The 22941-nt window shown below is 69.1% G+C and carries 23 protein-coding genes and 2 pseudogenes; 8 read left to right on the forward strand and 17 right to left on the reverse strand.

Annotated features, from left to right (window positions below):
- Positions 1 to 78 precede the first annotated feature (78 nt).
- From ACWC91_RS26755 to ACWC91_RS26765, 3 genes are all read left to right on the forward strand, one after another.
- Positions 79 to 1092 carry an NAD(P)/FAD-dependent oxidoreductase gene (locus ACWC91_RS26755; protein ID WP_141363630.1) on the forward strand — a complete coding sequence of 338 codons (1014 nt, stop codon included), beginning with the start codon at positions 79 to 81 and terminating at the stop codon, positions 1090 to 1092.
- An 83-nt stretch (positions 1093 to 1175) separates the two neighbouring features.
- The gene (locus tag ACWC91_RS26760) at positions 1176 to 1334 is read left to right on the forward strand and encodes a hypothetical protein (RefSeq protein ID WP_172633073.1); all 159 of its coding nucleotides are present in this window, start codon (positions 1176 to 1178) and stop codon (positions 1332 to 1334) included.
- Positions 1335 to 1617: 283 nt separating this feature from the next.
- Complete coding sequence (locus ACWC91_RS26765) at positions 1618 to 3204, forward strand: Na+/H+ antiporter (protein WP_376408435.1); 1587 nt, start codon at positions 1618 to 1620, stop codon at positions 3202 to 3204.
- Positions 3205 to 3497: 293 nt separating this feature from the next.
- On the opposite strand, the gene gvpJ is transcribed toward ACWC91_RS26765, so the two are convergent.
- The 8 genes and pseudogenes from gvpJ to ligD form a co-directional block, all read right to left on the reverse strand.
- Positions 3498 to 3884, reverse strand: coding sequence for a gas vesicle protein (gene gvpJ / locus ACWC91_RS26770; RefSeq protein WP_376549539.1), 387 nt, complete (start codon positions 3882 to 3884; stop codon positions 3498 to 3500).
- Complete coding sequence (locus tag ACWC91_RS26775; protein ID WP_390728937.1) at positions 3881 to 5038, reverse strand: SRPBCC family protein; 1158 nt, start codon at positions 5036 to 5038, stop codon at positions 3881 to 3883. The genes gvpJ and ACWC91_RS26775 overlap by 4 nt, the downstream gene beginning before the upstream one ends.
- On the reverse strand, positions 5035 to 5739 hold the full coding sequence (locus ACWC91_RS26780; protein ID WP_390728938.1) for a hypothetical protein: 705 nt from the start codon (positions 5737 to 5739) through the stop codon (positions 5035 to 5037). Before ACWC91_RS26780 ends, ACWC91_RS26775 begins: the two co-directional genes overlap by 4 nt.
- On the reverse strand, positions 5736 to 5999 hold the full coding sequence (locus ACWC91_RS26785; RefSeq protein WP_141363639.1) for a gas vesicle protein GvpG: 264 nt from the start codon (positions 5997 to 5999) through the stop codon (positions 5736 to 5738). The genes ACWC91_RS26780 and ACWC91_RS26785 overlap by 4 nt, the downstream gene beginning before the upstream one ends.
- A 4-nt stretch (positions 6000 to 6003) precedes the next feature.
- Positions 6004 to 6774: a GvpL/GvpF family gas vesicle protein gene (locus tag ACWC91_RS26790; protein WP_384440464.1), complete on the reverse strand. Its 771-nt coding sequence runs from the start codon at positions 6772 to 6774 to the stop codon at positions 6004 to 6006.
- Positions 6771 to 7196, reverse strand: a complete 426-nt coding sequence (locus ACWC91_RS26795; protein ID WP_141363643.1) for a gas vesicle structural protein GvpA — start codon at positions 7194 to 7196, stop codon at positions 6771 to 6773. The genes ACWC91_RS26790 and ACWC91_RS26795 overlap by 4 nt, the downstream gene beginning before the upstream one ends.
- A 52-nt stretch (positions 7197 to 7248) precedes the next feature.
- A pseudogene (locus tag ACWC91_RS26800) lies at positions 7249 to 7619 on the reverse strand (gas vesicle protein GvpO).
- 36 nt (positions 7620 to 7655) lie between these two features.
- Positions 7656 to 7853 (reverse strand): annotated as a pseudogene (gene ligD, locus ACWC91_RS26805) (non-homologous end-joining DNA ligase LigD); the annotation flags it as partial.
- On the opposite strand from ligD, the gene ACWC91_RS26810 reads away from it, so the two are divergent.
- Positions 7840 to 8010: a hypothetical protein gene (locus ACWC91_RS26810; protein ID WP_172633074.1), complete on the forward strand. Its 171-nt coding sequence runs from the start codon at positions 7840 to 7842 to the stop codon at positions 8008 to 8010. The pseudogene ligD and the gene ACWC91_RS26810 sit on opposite strands and share 14 nt — an antisense overlap.
- 344 nt (positions 8011 to 8354) lie before the next feature.
- Positions 8355 to 10265 (forward strand): TerD family protein, encoded by a 1911-nt coding sequence (locus tag ACWC91_RS26815; RefSeq protein WP_390728939.1) that lies wholly within the window; start codon positions 8355 to 8357, stop codon positions 10263 to 10265.
- A gap of 197 nt (positions 10266 to 10462) precedes the next feature.
- Here the strand turns inward: ACWC91_RS26815 and ACWC91_RS26820 are convergent, their stop codons facing one another.
- On the reverse strand, positions 10463 to 10600 hold the full coding sequence (locus ACWC91_RS26820; RefSeq protein WP_384436148.1) for a hypothetical protein: 138 nt from the start codon (positions 10598 to 10600) through the stop codon (positions 10463 to 10465).
- Positions 10601 to 10838: 238 nt separating this feature from the next.
- Between ACWC91_RS26820 and ACWC91_RS26825 the strand changes: the two genes are divergently transcribed.
- The 3 genes from ACWC91_RS26825 to ACWC91_RS26835 all read left to right on the forward strand — a co-directional run bounded on the left by ACWC91_RS26825 (position 10839) and on the right by ACWC91_RS26835 (position 15243).
- Complete coding sequence (locus ACWC91_RS26825; RefSeq protein WP_390728940.1) at positions 10839 to 12599, forward strand: hypothetical protein; 1761 nt, start codon at positions 10839 to 10841, stop codon at positions 12597 to 12599.
- A gap of 59 nt (positions 12600 to 12658) precedes the next feature.
- Positions 12659 to 12982 carry a hypothetical protein gene (locus ACWC91_RS26830; RefSeq protein ID WP_384436153.1) on the forward strand — a complete coding sequence of 108 codons (324 nt, stop codon included), beginning with the start codon at positions 12659 to 12661 and terminating at the stop codon, positions 12980 to 12982.
- Positions 12983 to 13863: 881 nt separating this feature from the next.
- Positions 13864 to 15243 carry an ISL3 family transposase gene (locus ACWC91_RS26835; protein ID WP_384436237.1) on the forward strand — a complete coding sequence of 460 codons (1380 nt, stop codon included), beginning with the start codon at positions 13864 to 13866 and terminating at the stop codon, positions 15241 to 15243.
- Between the two features lie 29 nt (positions 15244 to 15272).
- Here ACWC91_RS26835 and ACWC91_RS26840 read toward each other — a convergent pair whose 3' ends face one another.
- The 8 genes from ACWC91_RS26840 to ACWC91_RS26875 all read right to left on the reverse strand — a co-directional run bounded on the left by ACWC91_RS26840 (position 15273) and on the right by ACWC91_RS26875 (position 22900).
- The gene (locus tag ACWC91_RS26840) at positions 15273 to 15776 is read right to left on the reverse strand and encodes a hypothetical protein (protein WP_384436156.1); all 504 of its coding nucleotides are present in this window, start codon (positions 15774 to 15776) and stop codon (positions 15273 to 15275) included.
- A 799-nt stretch (positions 15777 to 16575) separates the two neighbouring features.
- The gene (locus ACWC91_RS26845) at positions 16576 to 17640 is read right to left on the reverse strand and encodes a serine hydrolase domain-containing protein (protein WP_384436162.1); all 1065 of its coding nucleotides are present in this window, start codon (positions 17638 to 17640) and stop codon (positions 16576 to 16578) included.
- 92 nt (positions 17641 to 17732) lie between these two features.
- Positions 17733 to 18848, reverse strand: a complete 1116-nt coding sequence (locus tag ACWC91_RS26850; RefSeq protein ID WP_450643683.1) for a glycosyltransferase family 4 protein — start codon at positions 18846 to 18848, stop codon at positions 17733 to 17735.
- Positions 18845 to 19381, reverse strand: coding sequence for a dCTP deaminase (locus tag ACWC91_RS26855; RefSeq protein ID WP_384436168.1), 537 nt, complete (start codon positions 19379 to 19381; stop codon positions 18845 to 18847). The genes ACWC91_RS26850 and ACWC91_RS26855 overlap by 4 nt, the downstream gene beginning before the upstream one ends.
- Positions 19378 to 19917 (reverse strand): dCTP deaminase, encoded by a 540-nt coding sequence (dcd, locus tag ACWC91_RS26860; RefSeq protein ID WP_141363658.1) that lies wholly within the window; start codon positions 19915 to 19917, stop codon positions 19378 to 19380. The genes ACWC91_RS26855 and dcd overlap by 4 nt, the downstream gene beginning before the upstream one ends.
- The gene (locus tag ACWC91_RS26865) at positions 19914 to 21149 is read right to left on the reverse strand and encodes a metallophosphoesterase (RefSeq protein WP_390728944.1); all 1236 of its coding nucleotides are present in this window, start codon (positions 21147 to 21149) and stop codon (positions 19914 to 19916) included. The genes dcd and ACWC91_RS26865 overlap by 4 nt, the downstream gene beginning before the upstream one ends.
- Positions 21146 to 22465, reverse strand: coding sequence for a UDP-N-acetylglucosamine 1-carboxyvinyltransferase (locus tag ACWC91_RS26870; protein WP_141363662.1), 1320 nt, complete (start codon positions 22463 to 22465; stop codon positions 21146 to 21148). The genes ACWC91_RS26865 and ACWC91_RS26870 overlap by 4 nt, the downstream gene beginning before the upstream one ends.
- A gap of 3 nt (positions 22466 to 22468) precedes the next feature.
- Positions 22469 to 22900 (reverse strand): ATP-binding protein, encoded by a 432-nt coding sequence (locus ACWC91_RS26875; RefSeq protein ID WP_141363664.1) that lies wholly within the window; start codon positions 22898 to 22900, stop codon positions 22469 to 22471.
- Positions 22901 to 22941: the final 41 nt, after the last annotated feature.

Below are 22941 nucleotides of genomic sequence, written 5' to 3' on the forward strand. Positions count from 1 at the left end.
ACTCAACGCCGCCCTGCTCACCGTGCGCATCCGCTGCGAGAACCGGGCGCTCGCCGCCGCGACCACGCCGGCGTCGGCATGATCGACGTACTGGTGGCCGGCGGCGGACCCGCCGGACTGGCCGCGGCCATCCACGCAGCGCTCGCCGGCCTGGAGGCCGTCGTCGTTGAACCCCGGACCGCGCCCGTGGACAAGGCCTGTGGAGAAGGAGTCATGCCCGGCGGTGTCGCCGCGCTGCGAACACTGGGCGTCGAGATCACCGGCCGCGAACTGCGCGGCATCCGCTACGTGGAGGGCACCACCCGCGCCGAAGCGTCATTCCGCGGCCGGAGTGGGCGGGGAATCCGCCGTACAACGCTGCACTCCGCACTGCACCAGCGCGCGCTCAGCCTCGGCGTGCGCATGCTGCCGGGCAAGGTCGGCGAGGTACACCAGAGCGCAGACACGGTCACCGCCGCTGGAACCACGGCCCGTTGGCTGATCGCCGCCGACGGCCTGCACTCCCCGGTGCGCCGCAGCCTGGGGCTGGAACTGCCGGGCCGCCCCCATGGCCGCTACGGACTTCGCCGGCACTACCGCGCCGAGCCGTGGACGGACTTCGTGGAGGTCCACTGGGCCCGGCACGGCGAGGCCTATGTGACACCGGTCGACGACGACCTGGTGGGCGTCGCGGTCCTCAGCCGCAACCGTCGCGGCTACGACGAGCACCTGGCCGGCTTCCCGACCCTCACCGCGTCGCTGCGCGGCTCGGTCGCGACGGAGGTACGCGGAGCCGGACCACTGCGGCAGCGGGTGCGGCGCAGAACCGCCGGCCGTGTCCTGCTCGTCGGCGACGCCGCAGGCTACCTGGATGCCCTCACCGGCGAGGGCATCGCCCTCGCACTGGCCACGGCCGGGGCCGCCGTCCGCTGCCTGGCCGCCGGGCGACCGGACGAGTATGAGCGTGCCTGGGTGCGGCTGACTCGGCGCCACCGGCTGCTCACCAGGGCCCTGCTGGCCGCAGGCGGCCGTCCCAGCACCGCCCGCCTCATCGTGCCGGCAGCGTCCCGGATGCCTTCGGTGTTCTCAGCCGCGGTCCACGCACTGCAGTAGTGGCCCGGCCTTATTTACCCCGAAAGCGAACGAAGCCAACCGTACGTGCTTTCCGCGCCAGCGGAGGTTGGTCTGGGGGCGAGGTGGGCGCCGAGTCTCCTGAGCTGGTTCTCTCCGCGCTGGTGAAGCTGGTGAACGCCACCTTCGCTGCCCGGGACGAGATGTGGTGGGGCAGCGGCACGGCGTGCGTCTCCGCCAGCGGCAAGTTCGACTTCTGGTCCTCGAACCTGATGGCCGAGTGACACCAGCGCTACCGCGGCCCGGGTGTGGTGATCTACTGGCACGTCGAGTGGAAGTCGGTGGGCATCGGGCCTTGACCCAAGGCCGGGCAGTGAAAGGGCCGACGGCACCACGGCGCTGAACCGGTGCCTCGGCGGACGGAAGCCGGCGGTGCGCCGCCGTAACGACTGCCGCACCCTGGACGGTCGCGGCCCCATGTGAGCTGCATCACGGCCCGAGGTCGGTTACGTTGATTAAGCACCTGGTCAGAGGGGGTAACAAGCCGTAACCCACCGGGGACGTTCCATGACCGGCCTGACCGTCATCCTGCTGCTCGTGGTCCTGGCCACAGCCGTGACGACCGGCGCTCGGCGCTGGCGTATGCCCGCCCCTTCGCTCCTGGTGGTTGCCGGTCTGATCGTTGGGTTGATGCCCTGGGTCCCCGGGGTCCGCCTGCCGCCGCACGTGATCAGTGTGTTGGTGCTGCCGCCACTACTCTTCGCCTCGGCCGGGGAAATCTCTGTCCGTGACCTGCGCACCGTGTGGCGGCCTGTGACCGGCTTGGTCTTCGGCCTGGTTCTCGCCTCAGCCATCGCTGTCGGGTACGTCGCGCGAGCGATCACACCGCTCACCACGGCGTCCGCGTTCATCCTCGGATCTGTCCTGGCCAGCACCGACCCCGTGGCGGTCTCCGCGCTCGGTCGGCGCCTTTCCCTCCCACCCCGTGTGCAGGTGATGGTGCAGGCGGAAAGCCTGTTCAACGATGCCACGTCCCTGGTCCTGTACAAGGTCGCCGTGGCCACCGCGGTTTCCAGCAGCGCCATCACCGTGTCTGGAACCGTCGGACAGTTTCTGATCCTTGCGGGCGGAGGAGCCCTCATCGGCGCGGCTGTCGCCGCAGTGGTGACTCTCATCCGCAGACGGACCGAGGACCCCATGTTGGAGACCGTGATCGCATTGGTCACGCCGTACGCCTCGTACGTCATCGCGGACGATTCGCACACCTCCGGAGTGACTGCCGTCATTGTGTCCGGGGTCGTCCTCGGCAGCGCCGGCCACAAACTCAGCAGCGCCCCCAACCGCCTCCAGGTCCACGCCGTCTACGACACCGTGACCTTCCTGCTGGAGAGCGTCGTCTTCGCTCTCATCGGCCTCGAACTCCCCTCTCTCGTCCGTCAGCTCGCGCACGACGAGCACGGCTGGCCGCTGTGGGTCCCGGTGATCGTCTTCACTCTGCTCACGATCCGCCTGCTGTGGATCTTCCCGCTCTCTGCCCTGATCCAATACCGGCACAGAGAGGGCGACAGTCGCCTCTCCTGGCGCGTTCCGGCCGTCCTGTCCTGGGCAGGCACCCGAGGCGTCATGCCGCTGGCCGCCGCACTCTCCATCCCCCTGACCACCCACACAGGGGCGCCGCTGCCGCACCGGGCCCTCATCCTCATGCTCACCACCGGAACCGTCGCGCTCACCCTCATCTTCCAGGGATTCACCCTCGCCCCTGTCGTACGCCTCTCCGGCATCGCTCTGGAGCCGGAGCACTCCGTGCGCGAGGAGGTCCGGACCCGCCGACACATTGCGAAGGCCGCTCTCGAAGAGCTCAAACAGCTTGGCGATCTGGATCAGCTCGCGGATCTGGGTGCCGCCGCCGAGACCGCCTTGAAACAGGCCCGTCGCCAATTGGAGGCGCGCATCCACCAGGCCGAAGATGCCCACTACAGCGACCCCGACGCCCGTCCTGCCGACGCCTACCGCGAGATACGTCGGACACTCATCGCAATCGAAGCGGCCGAGCTCCAGCGCCTCTACGAAGCGAACAAGATCAGCAATGCCACCCGGCGCCGGATCCAGCGGGAACTCGACCTCGAAGAAGCCAGCCTCCGCGCCCGCGGCTGACCAGCAGCCCCGGTAATCCCTAGCTACTGCTCTGACCGGGGACGTTCGCCGGAACGGCTGTGGTCGGCCCCGGACGGCTCCCCCAGAGTGGATCAAGCCTGCCGATCACGCCCGGCGAAGTGCCAAGCCCGACCCGGTGCGCGTTCCTCTCGTCGCTCCGCCAAGCGTGAGAGCATGCCCGACAACATTCGCCGAGTTGTTCGATCACGAGGCGAGGGCTGGTCTGCCGCCCCAGCGGATGCCCAGGGGCGCGCCGAGGGGCCAGCAGACGGCGTAGACGTACCGCAGTCCGGTCATGGTGCCTCTTTACGGGCACGGTCCTGGTCCACGCGGCCCCGCTCCAGGCGGTCCGGCTCCCGTCGGCCGCGGTCCAGCTCCAGTTCCTCCAGCCGCGCCAGCCGCTCGCGCAGCTCCGCGTTCTCCCGGGCGAGTTCGTCGCGACGGGCGCGGGACGAGAGCGCCGGGTCGCTCTCCCACCAGTCGATACCCATCTCCTTGGCCTTGTCGACCGAGGCGATGACGAGCCGGAGTTTGACGGTGAGCAGTTCGATGTCGAGCAGGTTGATGCGGATGTCGCCCGCGATGACGATGCCCTTGTCGAGCACGCGCTCGAGAATGTCGGCGAGGTTGGCCCCGCTGCTCGGGCCGTACGGTTCGGGCAGTCGGCTGGGCGTCGTCATCGGCGGCCCCCGCCCTCGGCGTACTCGGGCTCTTCCTCTTCCTCGGCCTCCTCCTCCCCCTCAGGCTCTTCCTCCCCCTCGGGCTCTTCCTCCTCCTCAGGCTCCTCTTCGGGCTCTTCCTCCTCCTCAGGCTCCTCTTCGGGCTCTTCCTCTCCCTCGGGCTCCTCTTCGGGCTCTTCCTCCTCCTCAGGCTCTTCCTCCTCGGCGTAAGGGCCCTCCTCCTCTTCGGGCTCCCCCTCCGTGCCCTCGGCGGCCTCCCGCTCCTCCTCCTCGACCGCGTCCTCGTGGCTGCGGACGACCTCGCCGTCGCGGATCTCGCCGCGCCAGCCCTCGTCGGCCTCTGCCTTGAGGGTGATGAAGCGGACGTAGTTCTTCAGGTCCAGCCGGGCGCGGCGGCCCTGGGCCCGCCAGATGTTCCCGGTCTTCTCGAACAGGCCGCTCGGGTAGTACTCCATGACCAGCAGGACTCGGGTGAGGTTCTCCTCCAGCCGGTGGAAGGAGACGACGCCCTTCGTGGTGCCCTTCGCGCCCTCCGACGTCCACTGGATGCGGTAGTCGGGCACCTGCTCGATGGTGTGGGCCTTCCAGCTTCGGCTGGACCAGAACACCTTCAGCTGCCAGTCGGAGTGGGTGTCGTCGGCGCGGCTCGCGCTCTTGACGCCCTTGGCGAAGGTGCTGAAGTCCTGGAACTGGGTCCACTGGTCGTAGGCGGTGCGCAGCGGCACGCCGACGTCGACGGACTCGATGATGACGATGGGCTTGTTGCCCCCGCCGCGCTTGCGCTTGCCCTTGCCGCCCCCGAGGCTCTTCAGCGCGCCCATGACGCTCTCCTTGGCACGGGAGGCGCCCAGCTCCAGGGCCGAGCGCAGCGGGCCCTTGCCCTCGGCGAGCTTGCGGCCGGTGTCGAGGGCGAGCTTGGCGAAGCCGGGGCTGTTGCCCTCGGCGATGTCGGTCAGCTTGCCGGTGGTCTCGCCGAGCTTGTGGCCGAAGCCGGCCAGCAGCCGTTCGGCCTGGGCTGCGAGGTAGTCCTGTGCTTCGGCCTTGAGCCGGTCGGCGGCCTCGCTGTGGGCGAGGTCGGTCAAGGGGTTGTTCTTCGTCGCGCCGCCCGCCGCCCTGTCGGCGGTGGAGGTCACGGATCCCAGAGCCTCGGTCATCGGTCACCATCACCCTTCGGCCGCCGGGAGCGGGCAGCGCGGGTCGCGTCGCCGGCCGCGGCCGTCTTCTTCGCGGCCGGGCGCCCGGCCGCCGTCTTCTTCGCCGCCGCTTTCTTGGCGGGGGCCTTCTTCGCGGGGGGCCTCTTCTTGGCCGGTGTGTCCGCCGACACCTTCTCTGCGGTCTTCTTCCCGGGCGCCTTCTTGGCGGGTGCCTTCCTCGCGGGGGGCCTCTCCTGGGCCGCTTCCTTCCGGGCCGGTTCGCCCCGGTCTGCGGCCTCGCCCGCGGGCTCGGTCTCCTCCTCGGCCTCGCGGCCCTCCCGCTCCTCGTACTCGTCCGGGTACGCGTCCTCCCCCTCGGCCTCCTCCCCGCCGGGCTGTGGCACGACGCCGGCGAGCTCGTCGCGGACCTGCGCGGTCCGCCCGTGCAGCCGGTCGGCGAGCGCGTTCATCTGCCGTTCGACCATGGCCCCTGAGGCCGCCTTGCCCACGCCCCGCAGTTCCTCGCGCAGTTGATCCCCGATCTCCTTGAACTGCGGGTTGTTCACCATCTGCTGGTTGACCAGCTCCGCGATTCCGCGCGGGCCGAGGTTCAGCTTCTTGCCCGCCACCATGCTGCCCACGGCGAGGGCGAGTTTCGCTTTCTTCGTCCGTCCCAGGAGATATCCGGTCCCTACCGCGAGGCCGAGTGCCACTCGATTCATCGTGCTGTCCCCTCACCTGTCCCCGCGCCCCCGCGCATGCCGATCTCCAGCCGGTCCAGGAGCTCGTCCTCCCGGCGGTCGTATTCCTCCTCGGTTATCTCGCCCGCTTCCAACTTCTCTTCCAGTCGCGCCAGTTCGGCCCGTACCGTGGCCGGGTCGTAGTAGATGCGCTCGGCTTCGCGCAGTACCTGCCTGACTGCCCACGCACTGCCGCGCGCCGGAGCGAACGGCAGCAGCAGCACCTCGGAGATGAGACCCATGGCGTCACTCCGCTCCCGCGTCGGCCCCCGCCGTGGTGCTCGCGGGCTCGGCGGGGCCGGGCTCGACGAAGCTGTACGGCGGCAGCGGGCCGTTGACGCGCAGATCGAGGTGGGGCAGGTCTTTGCGGGCCTCTTCGACGGCGGCCAGGAACTCGTCTGCCGAGCACCGGTCCACCAGGAACGACGCGTTGACCAGCCAGCCGGTGGAGGGCGGGCCGTCGCTGACCGCGGCGGCCCGCGGCTCAAGGGCGTGCACGATCTCGCGGGCGTCGTCGGCCTCGCGGGCCTGTACGGCGGCCGCGACCAGCTCACCGAGCCGGAGCTTGTCTTCGTAACCTCCGCCGCCGGAGCGCCGGTTGGCCTCCGCCAGGGACCGGATCTCGGGGTTCTCGGCCATCACGCGGTGCAGCACCGCCTCCTCGACGTGACTGCCCTTGACGTTGTACTCGACCTTGCCGTCCAGCGCCCGAAGGCGCTCCTTGTAGTGCTCGGCGCGCTCGGTGAGCACGCCGGTGACGGTGTCGTCGTCCGGGGAGACACTGCCGAACCGCATCGGCAGCACGCAGCCGCCCGCGCCGGCCTCGCTGAGCACGCTCTGGTGGGCGAGCAGGTCCCGCCGTTTGGGGCGCAGCCCCTCGGGCGCGTCGCTGACGACCGCCGCCAGCTCGCCCGCCTTGAGGATGCGTATCCCGCGCGGCGGATCGCCTACACCGCCCATGCCCTCCGGCAGCGAGGGGTGCGTGGCGGCCGTGATCCCGTAGACGTACGTGCTCACTCCTGCTCCTCCCTCCGGCGCGCCGACGTAGGCTTGCGGGCCCGCGGCCGGGTCTCGTCCGAGTGCTCCTCACGGGCCTGCTTAAAGGCGTCGGAGACGGTCTCCGCGGCGCCGGACAGCGCGCCCTTGGCCTTGCCGCGCGCACCGGACTCGGTGACCTCGCCGACGAGGTCGGGCAGGCCCGGGGTCCTGTGCGGACCGGCCTCCAGATCGAGCCGGTTGCACGCCTCCGCGAAGCGCAGGTAGGTGTCCACGCTGGCGACGACGACACGCACGTCGATCTTCAGGATCTCGATGCCTACCAGGGAAACCCTCACGAACGCGTCGATCACCAGCCCCCTGTCGAGGACGAGTTCCAGTACGTCGTAGAGGCCGCTGCTGCCGCCTCCGCCACCGGACGTCTGTGCCGGAACAACGGTCATGCCAACCGCGCCTCCTTGTCTGTGTGTGGGACTGTGATTGCGAGCGGGCGGCCTAGTGGCCGCCGGGCCGGTGTGCGTCGGCGCGTCCGCGTTCGTAGCGGCGCAGGCGCCGGTAACCGGTGAGCTGCCCCTGCGGATCGAGTTCGACCAGGTAGCTCGCCATCAGGCTCATGGTGTCGGGCACTCGAACGAGTTCGAGGACCTCGACCTCCAGCGACCAGCCGTCCTCCGTCTGCCCGAACGACGTGACGGACTCGGCGGTCAGGCCGGTCAGCTCGGCGAACTGGGCGCGCGCCTCGCGCAGCACCTGCATCGGGCTCGGCCGGTGGCCCATCGTGCTGTTGTTGTAGCCAGTGCGTGACTCCTTCGATTTTGTTACTTTTGCGAATTCTGTGACCCTGATGCGTTATATGCGTTCGACATGGCCACCTCCTTTTTTCGGGTGGCCGCAGGTTGCTAGGCCAAACCTCCGCGGGCGCGCCTGAGGGCCGGGTCGGCGAGCTGGTCCCGGGAGACGGGGACGGCGACGGGCGCACCGGGGCGGGCCCGTACGGTGAAGGGGGCGGCCGCGGTCTGGGCGTAGCCGTTGCGCTGTACGTCCAGGTAGAGGCGGTCACCGCGGTCCTTCTTGCGGACGGCTGTGGTGAGCCGGTCGGGGGGTGGGGGGCTGGCAATCGTCCAGCTCGACTACGCCGCCCGCAACTGGACCCCGGGCCGCTGGGGCGGCCAGCGCGAGCAACTGGTCGACGCCATCGCGGAGAGCTGGACGGGCCTACTGAGCAGGGAGCTGACCGTGACCGACGACAGGCTCTGAGCTGGCCCGCCGCCAGGCGGTCTCCAGCGCGCGGGCCGCCGCGTTGAGTGTGGTGCCCAGCGGCCGCAGCACGTGCGGGTCGTACCGCACGCTCGGCATGGAGACCTCACCCGACCGGGCTCATGTGCCGACCCCATAGGTCCGGCGCCGCCGACGTCTGTCCCGTACTGCCGTGCCGCCCTCACCGCACCGCCGCTTCCGCGCCGTCCGGCGGGCGCCCGAAAAGCCGCCCTTGCACACTGCAAGGGCGGGTACTCGCGGTGGATGACGGCGACAGGGCCGCCGTCCGCACGGCCCAGGACGTCCTGCACGGTCCAGGAAGGCGGTTGCCCCCGATGCCCCGGATGAGTGGCACATCCCCCCTCGACGCCTCCGCGGTGGACGTGGCCGGCCTGGAGGCGGCGCTGCGCGAGGCCGTGGACGGGGAGGTACGGTTCGACGCCGGGAGCCGAGGCGCGTACGCCACGGACGGTTCCAACTACCGGCAGGTGCCGATCGGAGTCGTCGTCCCGCGCACCGTGGAGGCCGGGGCAGAGGCCGTGCGGGTGTGCGCCCGGTTCGGCGCGCCGGGGCTGTCCCGCGGTGGCGGCACCAGCCTGGCGGGACAGACGACGAACACCGCCGTGGTGATCGACTGGACCAAGTACTGCCAGGCCCTGATCTCCGTCGATCCCGACGCGCGCACCTGCGTGGTCGAACCGGGCATCGTCCTCGACGCACTCAACCAGCGGCTGTCCGACCACACACTGCAGTTCGGGCCGAAGCCCTCCACCCACAGCCACTGCGCGTTGGGCGGCATGATCGGCAACAACTCGTGCGGCGCGTCCGCGCAGGCGTACGGCAAGACCGTCGACAACGTACGCCGGCTGGAAGTCCCCCACGACGCACGAGACGACGTACGGGTACTCTCAGGCGTCCTGCACGGCTCGCTCGACGCCGCCGAGCAACTGGGCCTCCCCTTGCCACTGTTGACCTGCCCGCCCCGCCAGGACTACAAGCCTTACGTCCCCAAGACTCCCTGCGCCTACCGCAATCCCGGCCGCCTGGCGGCGGGCGGGCCACTAGTGCAGGGGATGAAGGTCGCCATCACCGGGGACACCCAGATCTCCCGCGAGGAATTGGTCGCCCGCTCGGTGGCGGCCGGGCTGAACATGATGACCTCGGTCAGCGGCCAGACCAGCGTCGTCGTCACCAACGATCCCGGCGCCGCATCCGGCAAACTGCGTCGTGCCACGGCCGAGGGCGTCCCCCTCGTGGACGAGCCGACCTACCTGCGGCTGCTGGAGAATGTGCAGCCCGGTCAGGCCAAGGGCACCGCCCGCATCGGCACCGCCGGGCAACGCCGCACGGCCGAGACACCTGGGAACGCTACGACTGCACAGGCCACGCCCGCGCCGAACGTCCCCGCCCAGCGCACCACTGCACCGACCACACCCACTGCCGGCGCAGACCGGTCGCTGGCCGGGCGACGGGTCCTGGTCCTGGGAGGCACCCACCAGGAGGCCGCGGCGGCACGCGCTCGCGTTGTCGATCTCGGTGCCTCCGCAGCGGTCAACCTCTCGGCCAGAGTGACCGACATCGTGGTGCTGCCAGGCGGCGAATCGGACCGGCGCATGAGCCGCATCGCCTCCCTCGGACTGCGTGTGCACGACGCCGACTGGCTCCTCGCACCCGCCCCTGCCCCGATACCCGCGCCGGCACAGAGCACGGCCGGGAACCAGCCGGACACGGCAGACGTACTGGTCCGAGGCGCCGTCATCGACCTGCCCGACGCCGACACAGCCTGGACGGTGGCCGCCGCGTGGGGTCAGCACACCACCTGCGAGGTGGACGTCGTCGCTTTCGCACTCGACGCGCATGAGCAGGTAGCAGGAGATGAGGACTTCGTCTTCTACGGCGCACCCGAGCATCCGGACGGCACCGTACGGCTCGCTACGGACGGCCCCACGGAACAGGCCGTCACCGCTGACCTGGAGCGACTGCCCCTGGAGGTCCACCGGGTCGTCATCGCCGCCGCGATCGACGGCACTGCTACGTTCTCCGACATCGGCGCCATCGAGATCACCGCCACCGGCGGGATCGGCGCGGCCCCGACCGCCCGGGCCACCCTCGACGCTGCCACCACCGAGCGCACCATGATCCTCGCCGAGATCTACCGCCGAGGCGACGGCTGGCGGCTGCGTGCCGTCGGGCAGGGCTACGACCACGGTCTAGCCGACCTGGCCCGCGGCTACGGCGTTGACGTCGCCGAGTGACCCAGGAGGCACCCGAACGCCTACCGGTGCTGCTCGGCCCGTGCGGCGTGCCTTCGGCCGTGCGGGTGCAAGGCTCACGTCAGGGCGAAGCCGAGAGGTTCGCGGGGCTCGTAGTGGGGGGTGATGTCGCGTACCAGGCCGCCGGCGGTCAGACCGAGGCGGGTGGCGCGGTTGAAGTCGAGGCCGTCGAGGTGAGCTCAGACGATGTCGAGGCTGAAGGAGCATTCGAAGGCGTAGATCCCGCGGGTGGAGCCGGCCAGGGTGCGCCAGATGGTGGTCGAGACGTTGGGGTGGGCCGGGGCCGGGGTGCCGAAGGGCTGGGCGGCGTTGTGCATGACGTTGAGCAGGACGGCGTACGCGCGGGTGGGAAGCGCTGGAGGTAGTAACCGGCGAGGGCGAACCGGTCGGCTGCCCCGGTCGGGCCCGGCAGCGGTTCCTCGCCACCGAACCCGCTCCGGTGCATCGTCGCGTCCGAACTTCCGTCCATCGGCGCCGATTTGGTGCTATTGGGGCGCTTAGGCGTGCTAGGCAGCGACCGCCTGGGTGGGGCACGATCGCTCATCGGGGGGGTGCATGGACACGGAGTCAGCAAGATCTGCGAAAGGCAAGGCAGACGAAGCTTGGTCGCTGCTGAAGGTGCCGACGGTGCCGCTGTACGGGGTGAATGGCCACCATCCGGCCGGCCATGGCATAGGCGGAATGACCGAGCCCACCCGATTACTGTGCGCGGTCGCGCACCTGCGGCCGGACAGAGCCGAGGAGTTCGCCGAGAAGCTCGGAAAGTGGCGGCGGAAGAAGGCAAAGCAGCTCGGCGACAGACTCACCCCCAAGAAGGTGCGCGAGCGGCGCCTGGAGCAGGCCGCGAAGCGGGCCATCGCTGGTGAGCAAGACAAGCTGAAGAAGCTGTTGGACGACGAGGAGGAGCCGACCGCGCCCAGTCAGCCACGGGTACTGGTTGGCCACGAGTACGCGCGATGGGTGCGCTGCCGGATCGCGGCCGGAGGGCGGCCGGTGCCGTCGCAGGGCTTCGACCTGGAGCCCGTACTGAACGCGTGCGCGCAGGTTCAACGCCTGCTGTGGCTGCGTCGTGCTCTCACTGTCCTGGCCTGTGCGGCGGGCGGGCTGTGGGTGCTGACACCGCTCGCCTACCTGGCGCCGCTGGTGGTCCTGATCGGGCTGTGGGCGGCCTTCTATATGGATCGGGTGCTCGCCCAGAGGCAGCTACGCGCGGTGATTGGCGCCGACGCTGGTGAGACGTGGGGTGCCGATGTGCCCCGTCGGTTCCGACGGGCGGTGGAGCGGATCCGGGACACGTCGTATGGGGAGGTCGTGCCGTATCAGAACCAGGTCCGTGCCTCGGGAGCGAAGTACCACTTCGTCGGGGCCGGCAAGGTCTGGTTCGAGACCCAGATCGGTATTGACGTGACGCCGGCCAAGCCGAGGGACGAGGACGACGGCCAGGGCTCTGAAGACGGAAAGAGCCCTTTACGGGCTCTACCCGGTGTGGAGGAACTGTTGGCCGGGTCCCGCCCTGGTGAGGGGGTAGTCCGGTTCACCCCGGACGACCTGCACGCGCATGTAGCCCGTGAACTGCAGCGTCCCATAAAGCCACTGCCGGACTACCACCCCGACAGCCAGCAGGAGGTGTTCGGTGTCGCGGCTATCGCGGCTGACCGCTGGGAGGCGCTGACGCCCGAATGGTGGGAGGGGCTGGTCACACTGGCCCGGGAAGGCGTAATGGCAGCGAACGCGCAACGTGCGCCGAAGGTCGCCCGACGTTTTCTGTGCGTGCGGATGACCTCTTGGGACGGCGAACTGGTGGCCTCGATCTTCGTGGGCTTCGCCTACGAGAACCACTACCTGCGGGTCGTCGTCCGCCCCCACGTTGTCAACCCGGTCCACCCCGTTGTACGCGAGGCGGAGAGGAAGGCGGCAGGCGCCGGGTGGGCATGGCGGCGGCGCACGGCGTACCTCGCCGCCGTGGACACGGGCTGGTTCGTGGTCCGGCTCTTCAAGCGAGCCAAGAACAGCGAGCTGCGGCCCGCCCAGGACCCCGGTAATGGGCCGGTGAGCCTGCGCGAGGTCTACTCGACCCGATACATGGACGACATGCTTCAGTACGACGACGCCCGCCGCTACATCGAGATGATGCAGGGCCGCGTCCTCGCTGCGGTCGAGGGCTTCCTCGTCGAGCACAACGTGGACACCGGCGAGTACAGGAAACGAATCACGGTCGTCCTCAACAGCGGCATCATCAACACCGGTGAAATGAGCAACGTGCAGAACCAGCCGGGGGCCGTGGGCTCTCATCAGAAGGCAGGAGGGGCAGTGTGATGTTCGGTCGCAGGCAACAGCCGGGTGGCACCAACACAGGCATTCAGAACAGCGGATCCATGCAGAACGTGCAGAACCAGCCGGGGGCCTTCCACTCGACCCAGAGCCAGGACAACTCCGGTCTCGGTCGGGAGGAGTTACAAGGCATCACCGAGCTCCTGGTGCGGATCCGGCAGGGCATGGAGCGTGAACGGGACCAAGTCGAGGACTACGAGCTGTGCGTCGGCTTCCTGGACACGGTAGCCGAGCAAACGCTGGACAACCCCGAGGGGCGGGCCGTGGCCAGAGGGCTGTTGGAGAAGATCCAGCAGAAGTGCGGAGGCGTGCCCGGCCTTGTGTCCCTCATCGCGTCCACACTCTCGGCGGTCTCCGCGCTCGCCTAACGAACGCCCCCGGTAGAGGTGGGGAGGGGTCGCCCTCGTCGCCAGTCGTGCGTGGGCAGCGTGTCGGCGAGGGTGGCGAAAAACCGCTGGTCACGCCAAGCGTCGCGGTTGCCGATGAAGAACAGGAGATTGGGGCGGGAGGCAGCCCAGGCGCGGGCGCCGGGGCGTCGCGCGTCTGTGCCGAGGATGAGGACCACGACGTTGGCCTCCTTCCCTCGGGTCGTATGGATGCTGCCCGACTCGACCGTCGGGCAGCAGGCCCCGGCAGGTCCTCCCGCGCCCCGAGGACGACGCCGCGGGAGGGGCTGATCCCGTACACGTCCCGGGCGAGGTCGATACCGCCGTCGCCCCGTAGCCGTTCGAAGATGCGGCGCAGCGCCATCCCCTCCTCGAGGATCCATTGCCCCTCGGCGCCGGCGGCGGTCACGTACACCCAGCAGCTGCTGGGACCGTAGCGGTAGGGGCCTCGGTCGGGTGTGCCGTACACCATGAAGCTGTCGTAGGAATCGCGTTGCTGATGCTGAACGTGAGGTTGTTGCAGCGCCGGTGGACGCGCGGCGAGGCCCCGCTGTTGGCGCTCTCTGAAAATGGCTCTGTCCGCAGTTTCGTGAATCCCCAGGTCAGCAGCGGGAACGAGGGATCGTTTCGGCAGAGTGTCTCCTGCCGTGGCGAGCAAGACGGTCGACGATGTGCTGTTTTCCGGGATCGATGTTCGGGTGGAGCGGGTGAGCGACTTCTCCAGCGTCTTGGTGGTGGAGGCGGTGTCGACGGCTCGTCCGGGTCGGTGCCCGGACTGCCGCAAGCAGGCGAGACGCGTACACAGCATGTATCAACGCACCCTGGACGAGCGGCCGTTAGGCCCTCGCTAGGTCATTGTCCGGCTGCGGGTGCGTCGGTACTTCTGCGAACGGAAGATCTGTTCCCGCAAGACGTTCGTCGAGCAGGTGCCGGGCTTGTCCGAGCGGCACCGCCGCTCCAGCACCGGGCTGACGGGCTGGCTGCGGTCGATCGCGATCGAGCTCGGCGGCCGTCCGGCCGCCAGGCTGTGCCGGCGTCTGCGGATGGCCGCGGGCCGGACCCGACTGCTCAGGCTGTTGACGGCGCCGACGGTGCCGGACCGGGCGCCGCGGGTGCTGGGGGCGGACGAGTTCGCCTTCCGCAAAGGCTGCACCTACGGCACCGTGCTGGTCGACGTCGAGGCCGGCCGGGTCGTGGACGTGCTGCCCGACCGCACCTCGGAGACGTTCGCAGCCTGGCTCAGGGACCACCCCGGCGCCGAGATCATCTGCCGGGACCGGGCCAGCGCCTACACCAAGGCGGTCAAGGAGGCCGCCCCCAGCGCCCTGGAAGTCGCTGATCGCTGGCACTTGCTTCAGAACCTGTCTGCCACGGTGGAGAAAACCTGCCACCAGCACCGCGACTGCCTGCCCAAACGCGCCGAACAGGAGCCAGAGATTACGGTGCCGGAACCGGTGCCGATGGAAGTGCCGGTACCGGAATTGCCCCGCACCCAGATCGTCGAGCGGACCCGTCACCGCTACGAGGACATCCACCGCTTGGTGGAGAAGGGCTGGACGATCAGCGCGATCGCCCGGCGGCTGAACCTCGACCGCAAGACCGTGCCCCGCTTCCGCGACACCGACCTCGACCAACTGCTGGCTTCGGCCCGCGACCGCCGCCCCAACGGGGTACTGGAGCCGTTCAAGGCATACCTCAACGCTCGGTTCGCCGAGACTCAAGGCCAGGTCAGCGGCACCCGCCTGTTCCAGGAGATCCACGAACGCGGCTACCGGGGCAGCCGCCAGGTCGTCCGCAAGCACCTCGCCGCCCTGCGGGCAGGTACCGCCGAACCGGTCCGGGGCGACATCCCCAGCCCCCGCAAGATCACTTCCTGGATCATGCAGCCCCGCGACACCCTCACCAAGAGCCAGGATCAACGGCTCCTTCAGGTCCGGCTTGCCTGCCCTGACATCACCCGCGCCTGCGACCTCGCTCGCGCCTTCGCCGATCTCGTCCGTCACCGACGCGGCTGCCTGCTGCTGGAACGGATCCGCCAGGCCGAACAGGAAGCGCCGAAGCCGATGCGGGGCTTCGCCGGCTTCCTCCGCCAGGACCTGGACGCCGTCACCGCGGGCCTCACCCTGCCGTGGAGTTCCGGCGTCGTCGAAGGGCACGTGAACCGGGTGAAAACGCTCAAGCGAGCCATGTATGGCCGAGCCTCGTTCGAGCTTCTCCGGACCCGGATCCTCACCCAGCTGTGAGCTGCAATGACCAGCCCAAAGGTCTGCCCTCACTGCCAGAGGTCAGCTCCGTCGCGCCCGCTGGGATCCATTGTCAGGAGGTCTTCATGCAGGCCCGACAGGGCTCGCCCGGTCGGGGAGCCATCTTCGCCCGACTCCATGACCACCCAGCCGGCCTCCACGCCCGACACGTTCACAGCGCCGCCGGCGTCCAGCTCGTCGAGCGTCGCGAACACCGCCTCATAGGCAACTGCTCGGACCAAGCGAACAAGGTCCTCCCTGTCCGCCCCGGCGGCAAGAAGCCTCTGCGCGGCGGGCAGTTGACCGAGCAAGACCGCGTCGGACCAGCCGTCGATCGCGCCGCGCCACAGGCTCCGCAGCAGCACGAATCGCGCGAGTTGCGGAAGGTCTTCCATGACCTCCGACTTGATCAGGTCGACAGGATCGGCTACGCCGAGGGTGCTGAACTGGGCACGCAGCGACTCCGCGACGGCCTTCTGCGGCAGGTCCAAGCTGTTCAGCCACTGCTGCCATGCTGGTTGAGGATCACTCACCGCAACAGCATGCCCTACGGTCGGGACCACGGCCGACCGGTGCGTCTCTCTGCTGGCGCACCAGGCGCAGTGGTTCACGAAACTGCGGCCAGAGCCATTTTCAAGGAGCCCCATCACCGCGGTCTACACCGCGTGGGAACGTCGGGGAGCTCGGCGGGCAGCAGGGTGCCATAGTGGTTGGTGCGGTCGGCCAGCTGCTGTACCGAGGTGCGGCTGGGCGGCCATTCCCAGCCCATGCCATCTTCTTCGCGTAGGGCACGCTGCGCGGTCCACAGTAGGACAACGACGGGTGCCAGCTGCAGCGGATCACCGACGACCACGGCGTGCAGGGCGCGCCACATGCCGTTTGGGGCGGCCAGGCTCTGGCGGCGACCCGGGAGCCCGCTATTGAAGTCAGCTCCCAAACGGCTCCCAAAATGACCCCAGGAACCTTCCTGGCGTGACTTCACCTGGACGTGCCAGGGCGTCGGGCCTTCACAGGAGAGGTCTTCAAATCCCTCCGGGACAATGCGATCGATGACGAGAGCGCGGGACAGTACGCGGCCGCACAGCCACGCTCCGACGGCATCCTGGTAGTGAAACCCGCGGCCCGCCCGCGCCCCTGAGCGCGTCCGCATCCACAGGGAACCGTCGGGTCCACTACTTGAGTTGCTCTGCTTCGCGGGTACGGTGGGCCCGACCTGCCCACGCCGTCGCTTGTTCTTGCTGGCCATCCGGGAAGCATGGCACCCGCGTATGACAGTCGAGGCGACTTCAACATGCGGGGCCCGCCGAGCATTGCCTCTGCAGAGGGATCGAATCACATAGGCGCGGATCCACCTGGCGAAAAGGCCAGACCACGGAAGGCGTTGCGTACGTCGGCCAAGGGCTGCCGGTCACGGGTGTAGTAAAGCTTGTTCGTCAGCAGTGCGGCCCACCGGCCTTGGCGGGGTGAGATCCATGTGCCGGTTCCGGTGAATCCGTAGTGGACCCAGACATCGTCGACTGGGGCGGTCCCGGGAGCGGTGTGCCAGAACAGGCCACGCACGGGTGCCAAGGTGCCGGTCTGGATGGTCAGTGACGTTGCGGTCCAGCCGGGGCCGAAGCCGGCTCGCTGCGGTGCGGTACTGGTGTCCAACATGTAGCGGAGGAAGGCGGCGAGGTCGTCGAGGACGGTGAAGGCGCCTGCGATGCCGCAGACGCCACCCAGGAGGCGTGCAGAGAAGTCGTGGGCGGTTCCCTTGAGGTGGGTGTCAGTGTCCCGGTCGAGTTCGGTCGGGGCACAGCGATCCGCGATCTGATCGGGCAGTGGGCCGAAGCGGGTGCTATCCATGCCCAGTGGTTGCCAGATGCGGACGGTGGCCAGATGGTCCAAGGTCTGGCCGGAGAGGCGTTCGGCGAGGTAGCCGAGGATGAGGGCGGCCCGGTCGGTGTACTCGACGGCCTCGCCTGGTGGCCGGTGGAGTTGCTCGTGCAGCACGCCTCGGCGGATGTCCTCCTTGTCGGTGCCGTAGAGGTTCTTCAGCTGGGCACGCAGGGGAAGGCCAGCCGTGTGCGTCAGCAGCTGACGGGTGGTCACGGCGTCGAGGGGCTGGCCGGAGACCTCCGGCCAGAAGGTGCCGAGCGGCTGGTCGAGGTCGAGGGCGCCGTCCTCCCACAGAGCGCCGATGCATGACCAGACAGCGAGGATCTTGGTGAGGCTGGCGGCGTCGAACACAGTGTCGGCGCGCATCGGCACGTCCGGCTCGTCGGGATCGAGGACACCAGCGATGCCTTGGGCGCGGATGCCATTGACGTCTCCGACGGCCCACACGGCGCCGGGGTACACCTTGTCGCGGACGCCTTCGTCGAGCAGGGCTTCGATGCGGTCGATGTCGTACGTCATGGTCTCCCTCTTCGCTGGGGCATCCCGCCGGCCAGCGTAGTGACGTTCGCGGAGCGGGCCGGGTAGCGGCGTGGCGGACCGCTCGGAACCGTTCAGGCGAGTTGGCGGCCGAGTTCGGTCAGGGATCGTGCGGTCGCCGAGAGTGGATAGCGTGCGGCGTTTGCGTAGCCCGCCTGCCGTAGGGCGGGCAACAGGCCGAGGGAGGTGCGCAGCCGGTTGAGGTCACGGGCCAGGGCGGCAGCCTGGGTGAAGTCGGTGGCAACGCCAGAGGCGGCGAGGGCTTCGCTGAGGCCGGGAACGGGTTGGTAGAGGACGGGCAGCCCGCAGGCTTGGGCCTCCAGTGCGACCAGGCCCATGGCCTCCAGGGTGGTTGACGGCATGACCAGTACGTCGTGCTCGGTGAACGCTCTCCACAGCTGTGGGCGGCGGAGCCATCCGAGGTAGCGGGCCCTTACGCCGGCCCGTTGCAGTAGCGGGGCCAGGGCATGGAACTGGGCTCTGGGGGCAGCGATGCTCAGCTCGACGCCTGGCACCGGGGCCACGCTCTTGACCAGGGCCTCGACGCCCTTCTCGGCGGTCAGCCGTCCCGCGTACAGCAGTCGCAGGTGGCTGGAGGACGTGCGGGTGGGGCGGGGCGGTGGATCGGTGAGCAGGTGGTCGGGGATGCCCCAGGGGATGCGGGTGATCTTTCGGCGGTCGATCTGTGGGGCGAGCTTGAGGAGGTGGTCGGCCATTGCCCCTGTCGGAACGACGATCGCGTCGGCTGCCCTGGCGGTTTCGCGTAGAACCTGGAGCTGGTCGCGGTGGGCCTCGGCGAAGATCAGGTCCGTGCCATGAACCAAGGCGATGCGGGGATGCAGGGGGAGTGCCCGCATCAGGGCGGGAGCGGCCCCGAAGGCGAGGTGCTGCAGGTACAGTACGCCGATCTGGGTCGGGTCGATCGCCATCGCGAGACCCCTGCGCAGGGCTGAGACGTAGCGACCGAAGGCGGAACCCTCCAGGCACTTCCCCGACACGGGCAGCAGGTCGAGCCCAGCGGGGAGAGGGCGTCTGGGACTCGACGGGCCCAGCATGAACGCGCGTGCAGGGATGAGGGGGCGGTCACCCGTATAGAGGTCGAGGAAGAGTTCGACACTGCCGCAGGGGCTTCCGGCGGGCAGGTCCAGGAAGGTGGCGGCCAGCGGCTCGGTGGCCGAGCGGGAGCTCACAGGACACCTCCGGGAGTCTCTTCGTAGAGGCGGGAGATGTCGATGCCGTCCGTCGACGCGTACTTGGCGGGTTGCTGCTGGTAGCTGGCCGGGGCGCCGAAGGCGGTGAGGAAGACGAGCTTTCCGAAGGTCATCCCCGGGTAGACGCGCACGGGCCGCGCGGCCCGGATTTCCAGGGTCCAGCGGATGGCGTGGCCCTGGTGTCCGAGCGGGGCTGAGACGTGGACCCAGATGCCGAGGGCGCCGATGGTTCGGTCGCCGTTGAGCATCTGTGCGTACGTCTCCGAACCGGTCTTCTCCAGCGTGACGCCGAGGTAGAGCATCTCGGGCTGCAACACCAGGCCGGTGGCGGGGATGGGCTGCTCGATGAATGTGGTTGGGGTGGCGGCGTCGAGGTCACCGTCGCAGACGCGGAGTGTGTCGCCGAGACGCCAGTCGTAGGCATTCGGGGAGATCCGGGCGGGGTCGTACGGCTCGATGGTGATCTCGCCGGTCTGGACGGCGGCGGCGATTGCGGGGCCGGTGAGGATCACGAGGCCACCGTCCGAAGTTTTGTAAGGTCGCGCCAGTAGGCCGACGGTCGGGGGCCCACGGCGGCCTGGTACTTGCCGTGGTAGAGGTCGATGGCGCCGGTGGAGACGAAGAACATGATCTGCCCGATCTTCATGCCCGTGTAGACGCGCAACGGGCGGATCGGGGAGAGCATCAGCGTCCACTGGCCGTGAAAGCCGATGTCTCCGATCGGGGCGGTGATCTCTACGAACAGGCCCAGTCGGCCGACGGAGGAGCGGCCGAACAGCAGCGGCACGAAGGTGTCGGAGCCGACATGTTCGACCGTGTGGCCGAGGTAGAGCTCGCCGGGCTGGAGTACGTATCCGCCTTGGTCGATCTCGACCTCGTGGGTGGGGTTGGGGCGGTGAGCGTCGATCTCAGCGGCGGTGTAGGTCAGCAGCGTGGGGCCGAGGCGGACGTTGTAGCTGTTGGGGTTGACCTGGTCCGGCTCGAAGGGGCTGATGACCAGGCGGCCGTCGTGGGTCGCGGCGGTGATCTCGGGCCCGGTGAGGATCATTGTTCGCCTCCTTCGATGAGGCCGGCAGTGGAGGGGAAGGGCGTGGCCAGGACACTTCGTGCGGCCTGCCCCAGCCGCAGTCCGGCTTGATGCGTACGTCCGCCGAGGTAGCTGTCGGCGAGGTAGTCGGTGGTCAGCACGCTGCGTATCGCCGACGGCAGAGGCGTGGGAGTGATGACCAGCGGACCGACCCGTTCGGTGAGGTGGCCGAGCAGCTTGTCGTGGCCCTGGGTGTGCTCGTCGGGGAGGAAGGCGTGGACGAGCTGGTTGTCGAAGGGCTCGATGGACAGCAGGTCGCCGAGGGTCAGGATGTGGCCGAGCGGGGTGGGACGCAGGGCGGTCTCGTTGAGGATGACCGCGTCCGCGCCGAGACCGGAGTGCAGTCGGCCGGCGATCTCGGTCAGGAGGTGGCGTCGGTCCAACGGAGTATTGCGGTATGGCTCGTTCACTGTGCCGAGCGGGTTCGTCAGCGTCCGTGCCACGAGGGTGATCTCGTTGTGCAGTGCGGTGAGGCCCTCGGGGATCGCGGCCGAGTTCGGGAAGGTGCACGGGCGGGCGTCCCAGCCGCTGTCGACGGGCCCTGCGGTGGCGTATCCGAGGCCGAGTTCGTGGCCCTTGACGACGAGGGTGTCGCCGATGTGCACGGGACCGTAGGTATCGCTGTGACAGTGGCCGGAGAAGATGACGTCCACGAACGGGCACGCGCCGGCGAGCTTCAAGCCCTCGTCGAAGCCGGAGTGGGACAACACGATCCAGGCGTCGGTGAAGTGATGGTGTTCCAGCATCACCTTCCGCAGGGCCTGTGCCGGATCGGTGACCTGATGGCCTGCGCGTTGGTCGACGGGAACCGCGTTGAACGCTTGCGGTCCGATCACCGCGGTGACGGCGACTCGACGGCCGCCGATGCGTTTGATGCGTACGCGGTCGAAGAGGGGCTTGCCGTTCTCGTCGACTGCATTGGCGCACAGGGTCATCTCGTGCAGCGCCGGCTCGAAGTAGTGCGGCCAGCCGTGGTTACCCGGTGCGAGCAGGTCGTAGAGGCCAGTGAGGACCTGGTGCTCGATCCGGCCGTTGCCCAACCGGTAAAAGCCGCTGCCCTCGAAGAAGTCGCCGCAGTCCACGATCAGGCTGTCGGCCCTGGCGTTGTGGAGGTGGGCGAGCATCGCTGCGGCCGAGTCGAAGGCGGAATGCACGTCGGTCGTGGCGATGATCCGCCGGAGCTGTCGGCTCACGGGGTGACCTCGCAGATGTCGGCGCCGAGGGCATGCAGCTTGGTCGGCAGGTCGGCATGGCCGCGCCGGAGCTGTTCGAGCCCGCCGAGGGTGGTGACGCCGCGAGCGGTGAGGCCGGCGATGAGCAGGGCGGAGCCCGTACGGATGTCGGTGGTCTCCACCCCGGCGCCGGTCAGCTGCTGTGGGCCGGTGAAGCGGCACTCGGTGGGTGAGAGCTCGTGGATCTCGGCACCCAGGCGCGCGAGTTGGGGCAAGAGGTTGCCGTGGCGGCCCGGGTTGATGGTGTCAGCGAACAGATGGGTGCCGGGGCGGGTGAGGGCAAACGCCATCAGCGGTGGTTCGAAGTCAGCGTCCAGACCGCCGGGGGAGAGGGAAGCGATGGCTCGCAGTGGCTTGTTGGCGGAGCGGGCGTCCCGGGCCTGCACAGCGAGCACGTCGTCCTCGGTGCCGGCGGGTACACCGAGCGACCGCAGGGCGTCGACCAGGGGAGCGACGTCATCGCCGCGTACGCCGAAGATGCGCGCGTCGCCACCAGTCGCCGCGACCGCACAGGCCAGCGTTCCGGCCTCGATCTTGTCGCCGGGCACCCTCCAGGTGATGGTCTCCGTGGGGGCTGCCGGGTGCGGCGCGAGCGTCAGGACGGATTCGCTGACCCGGCACTCCCATCCGGCCACCTGCAGCGCTTCGACGATGCTGAGCACTTCCGGTGACAGGTTGGGCTGGCCAAGACGAAGCGGCCGTCCGGCTACGGCCGCACGCAGGAGAGCAGCGATGCTCGCGCCCCGAGAGCGGAAGGGCAGCATGATCGAAACCGTTCCGGTCCGGGCGGATGCTGCCTCCACGAGGTAGCCGTGATCGTCGACGGTCGTACGGTCACCGAAGCGCTCGTAGACCTTGAAATGCTGCTCCATCCCGCGCTCCCCGATACGGCAGCCGCCCGGCCAGGGAAGTAGGGCTCGCCCGTAAGCACCCAGCAGAGCGGGTACGAGGTAGTACGAGGCCCGGATGCGGGCGGCGGTGTCGGCATCAGGGACCGACTGGATTCTGTCGCTCGGCAGGATCACCACGGTGTGTGGATCGCTGACGGGGCGGGCCGCGTGCCAGCCGGCCTGCTGAAGCAGGGTGAGCATGGTCTCGACGTCTGTGTTGCTCGGAACGTTGCCCACATGCACCGGTCGGTGCATGGCCGCGGCGGCGGCCAGCAGTGGCAACGCCGCGTTCTTGGACCCGTCGACACCAACGGAACCGGTAAGCGGGCTGCCGGGCCGGATGGCGACTACTTCTGCTGCGACTGGGGGAACCCCTACGGCTGTCAACAGTCAACTCCTCTGCAAGGGAGGGCGCTGTGAGGGCTGGCAGGGGGTGCTCACCTTGAACTCGGCCCAACAGCGCTTGCCTCGTGACACCTGATCGAATCCGTGGCGATCCGCGAGCGCGGCGACGAGAAACAGGCCGCGTCCTCCTTCCTCGTCCATGGCGGGCAGACCGACCTGCGGGACGTCAGGGCTTGTGTCTGTCACCTCGATCAGCAGACGTGCGTCGCTCAGGCGCGCGCCGGCCAAGATCGGCCCGTGTCCCGCGTGCCGTACCGCGTTCGTGATCAGCTCGGCGGCCACCAACTCCGCCGTGTCCAGGAGTTCCGGCCCCAGGAACGCATCCCAGTTCCGTATCGCGCCCGCGAGCTGCCGCCGTGCGGCCGTAGCTGCAGCAGGTGTGCCGGAGACGGGAAAACGGACTTGGTGCACTTCCATGAGTGACCTCCTGGATCGGTGCGGCTTCTCCACGCAACCGC

It is taken from the genome of Streptomyces sp. NPDC001204 (assembly GCF_053598035.1).

What these genes read in the sequence shown, in the direction of transcription:
- ACWC91_RS26820 (WP_384436148.1), bottom strand. Translation starts at nt 10,600, where the DNA reads ATGCACAACGCCGCCCAGCCCTTCGGCACCCCGGCCCCGGCCCACCCC.
- ACWC91_RS26780 (WP_390728938.1), bottom strand. Translation starts at nt 5,739, where the DNA reads ATGAATCGAGTGGCACTCGGCCTCGCGGTAGGGACCGGATATCTCCTG.
- gvpJ (WP_376549539.1), bottom strand. Translation starts at nt 3,884, where the DNA reads ATGACGACGCCCAGCCGACTGCCCGAACCGTACGGCCCGAGCAGCGGG.
- ACWC91_RS26785 (WP_141363639.1), bottom strand. Translation starts at nt 5,999, where the DNA reads ATGGGTCTCATCTCCGAGGTGCTGCTGCTGCCGTTCGCTCCGGCGCGC.
- ACWC91_RS26755 (WP_141363630.1), top strand. Translation starts at nt 79, where the DNA reads ATGATCGACGTACTGGTGGCCGGCGGCGGACCCGCCGGACTGGCCGCG.
- ACWC91_RS26825 (WP_390728940.1), top strand. Translation starts at nt 10,839, where the DNA reads ATGGACACGGAGTCAGCAAGATCTGCGAAAGGCAAGGCAGACGAAGCT.
- dcd (WP_141363658.1), bottom strand. Translation starts at nt 19,917, where the DNA reads ATGATCCTCACCGGGCCCGAGATCACCGCCGCGACCCACGACGGCCGC.
- ACWC91_RS26765 (WP_376408435.1), top strand. Translation starts at nt 1,618, where the DNA reads ATGACCGGCCTGACCGTCATCCTGCTGCTCGTGGTCCTGGCCACAGCC.
- ACWC91_RS26875 (WP_141363664.1), bottom strand. Translation starts at nt 22,900, where the DNA reads ATGGAAGTGCACCAAGTCCGTTTTCCCGTCTCCGGCACACCTGCTGCA.
- ACWC91_RS26845 (WP_384436162.1), bottom strand. Translation starts at nt 17,640, where the DNA reads ATGACGTACGACATCGACCGCATCGAAGCCCTGCTCGACGAAGGCGTC.
- ACWC91_RS26795 (WP_141363643.1), bottom strand. Translation starts at nt 7,196, where the DNA reads ATGACCGTTGTTCCGGCACAGACGTCCGGTGGCGGAGGCGGCAGCAGC.
- ACWC91_RS26815 (WP_390728939.1), top strand. Translation starts at nt 8,355, where the DNA reads ATGAGTGGCACATCCCCCCTCGACGCCTCCGCGGTGGACGTGGCCGGC.
- ACWC91_RS26830 (WP_384436153.1), top strand. Translation starts at nt 12,659, where the DNA reads ATGCAGAACGTGCAGAACCAGCCGGGGGCCTTCCACTCGACCCAGAGC.
- ACWC91_RS26775 (WP_390728937.1), bottom strand. Translation starts at nt 5,038, where the DNA reads ATGACCGAGGCTCTGGGATCCGTGACCTCCACCGCCGACAGGGCGGCG.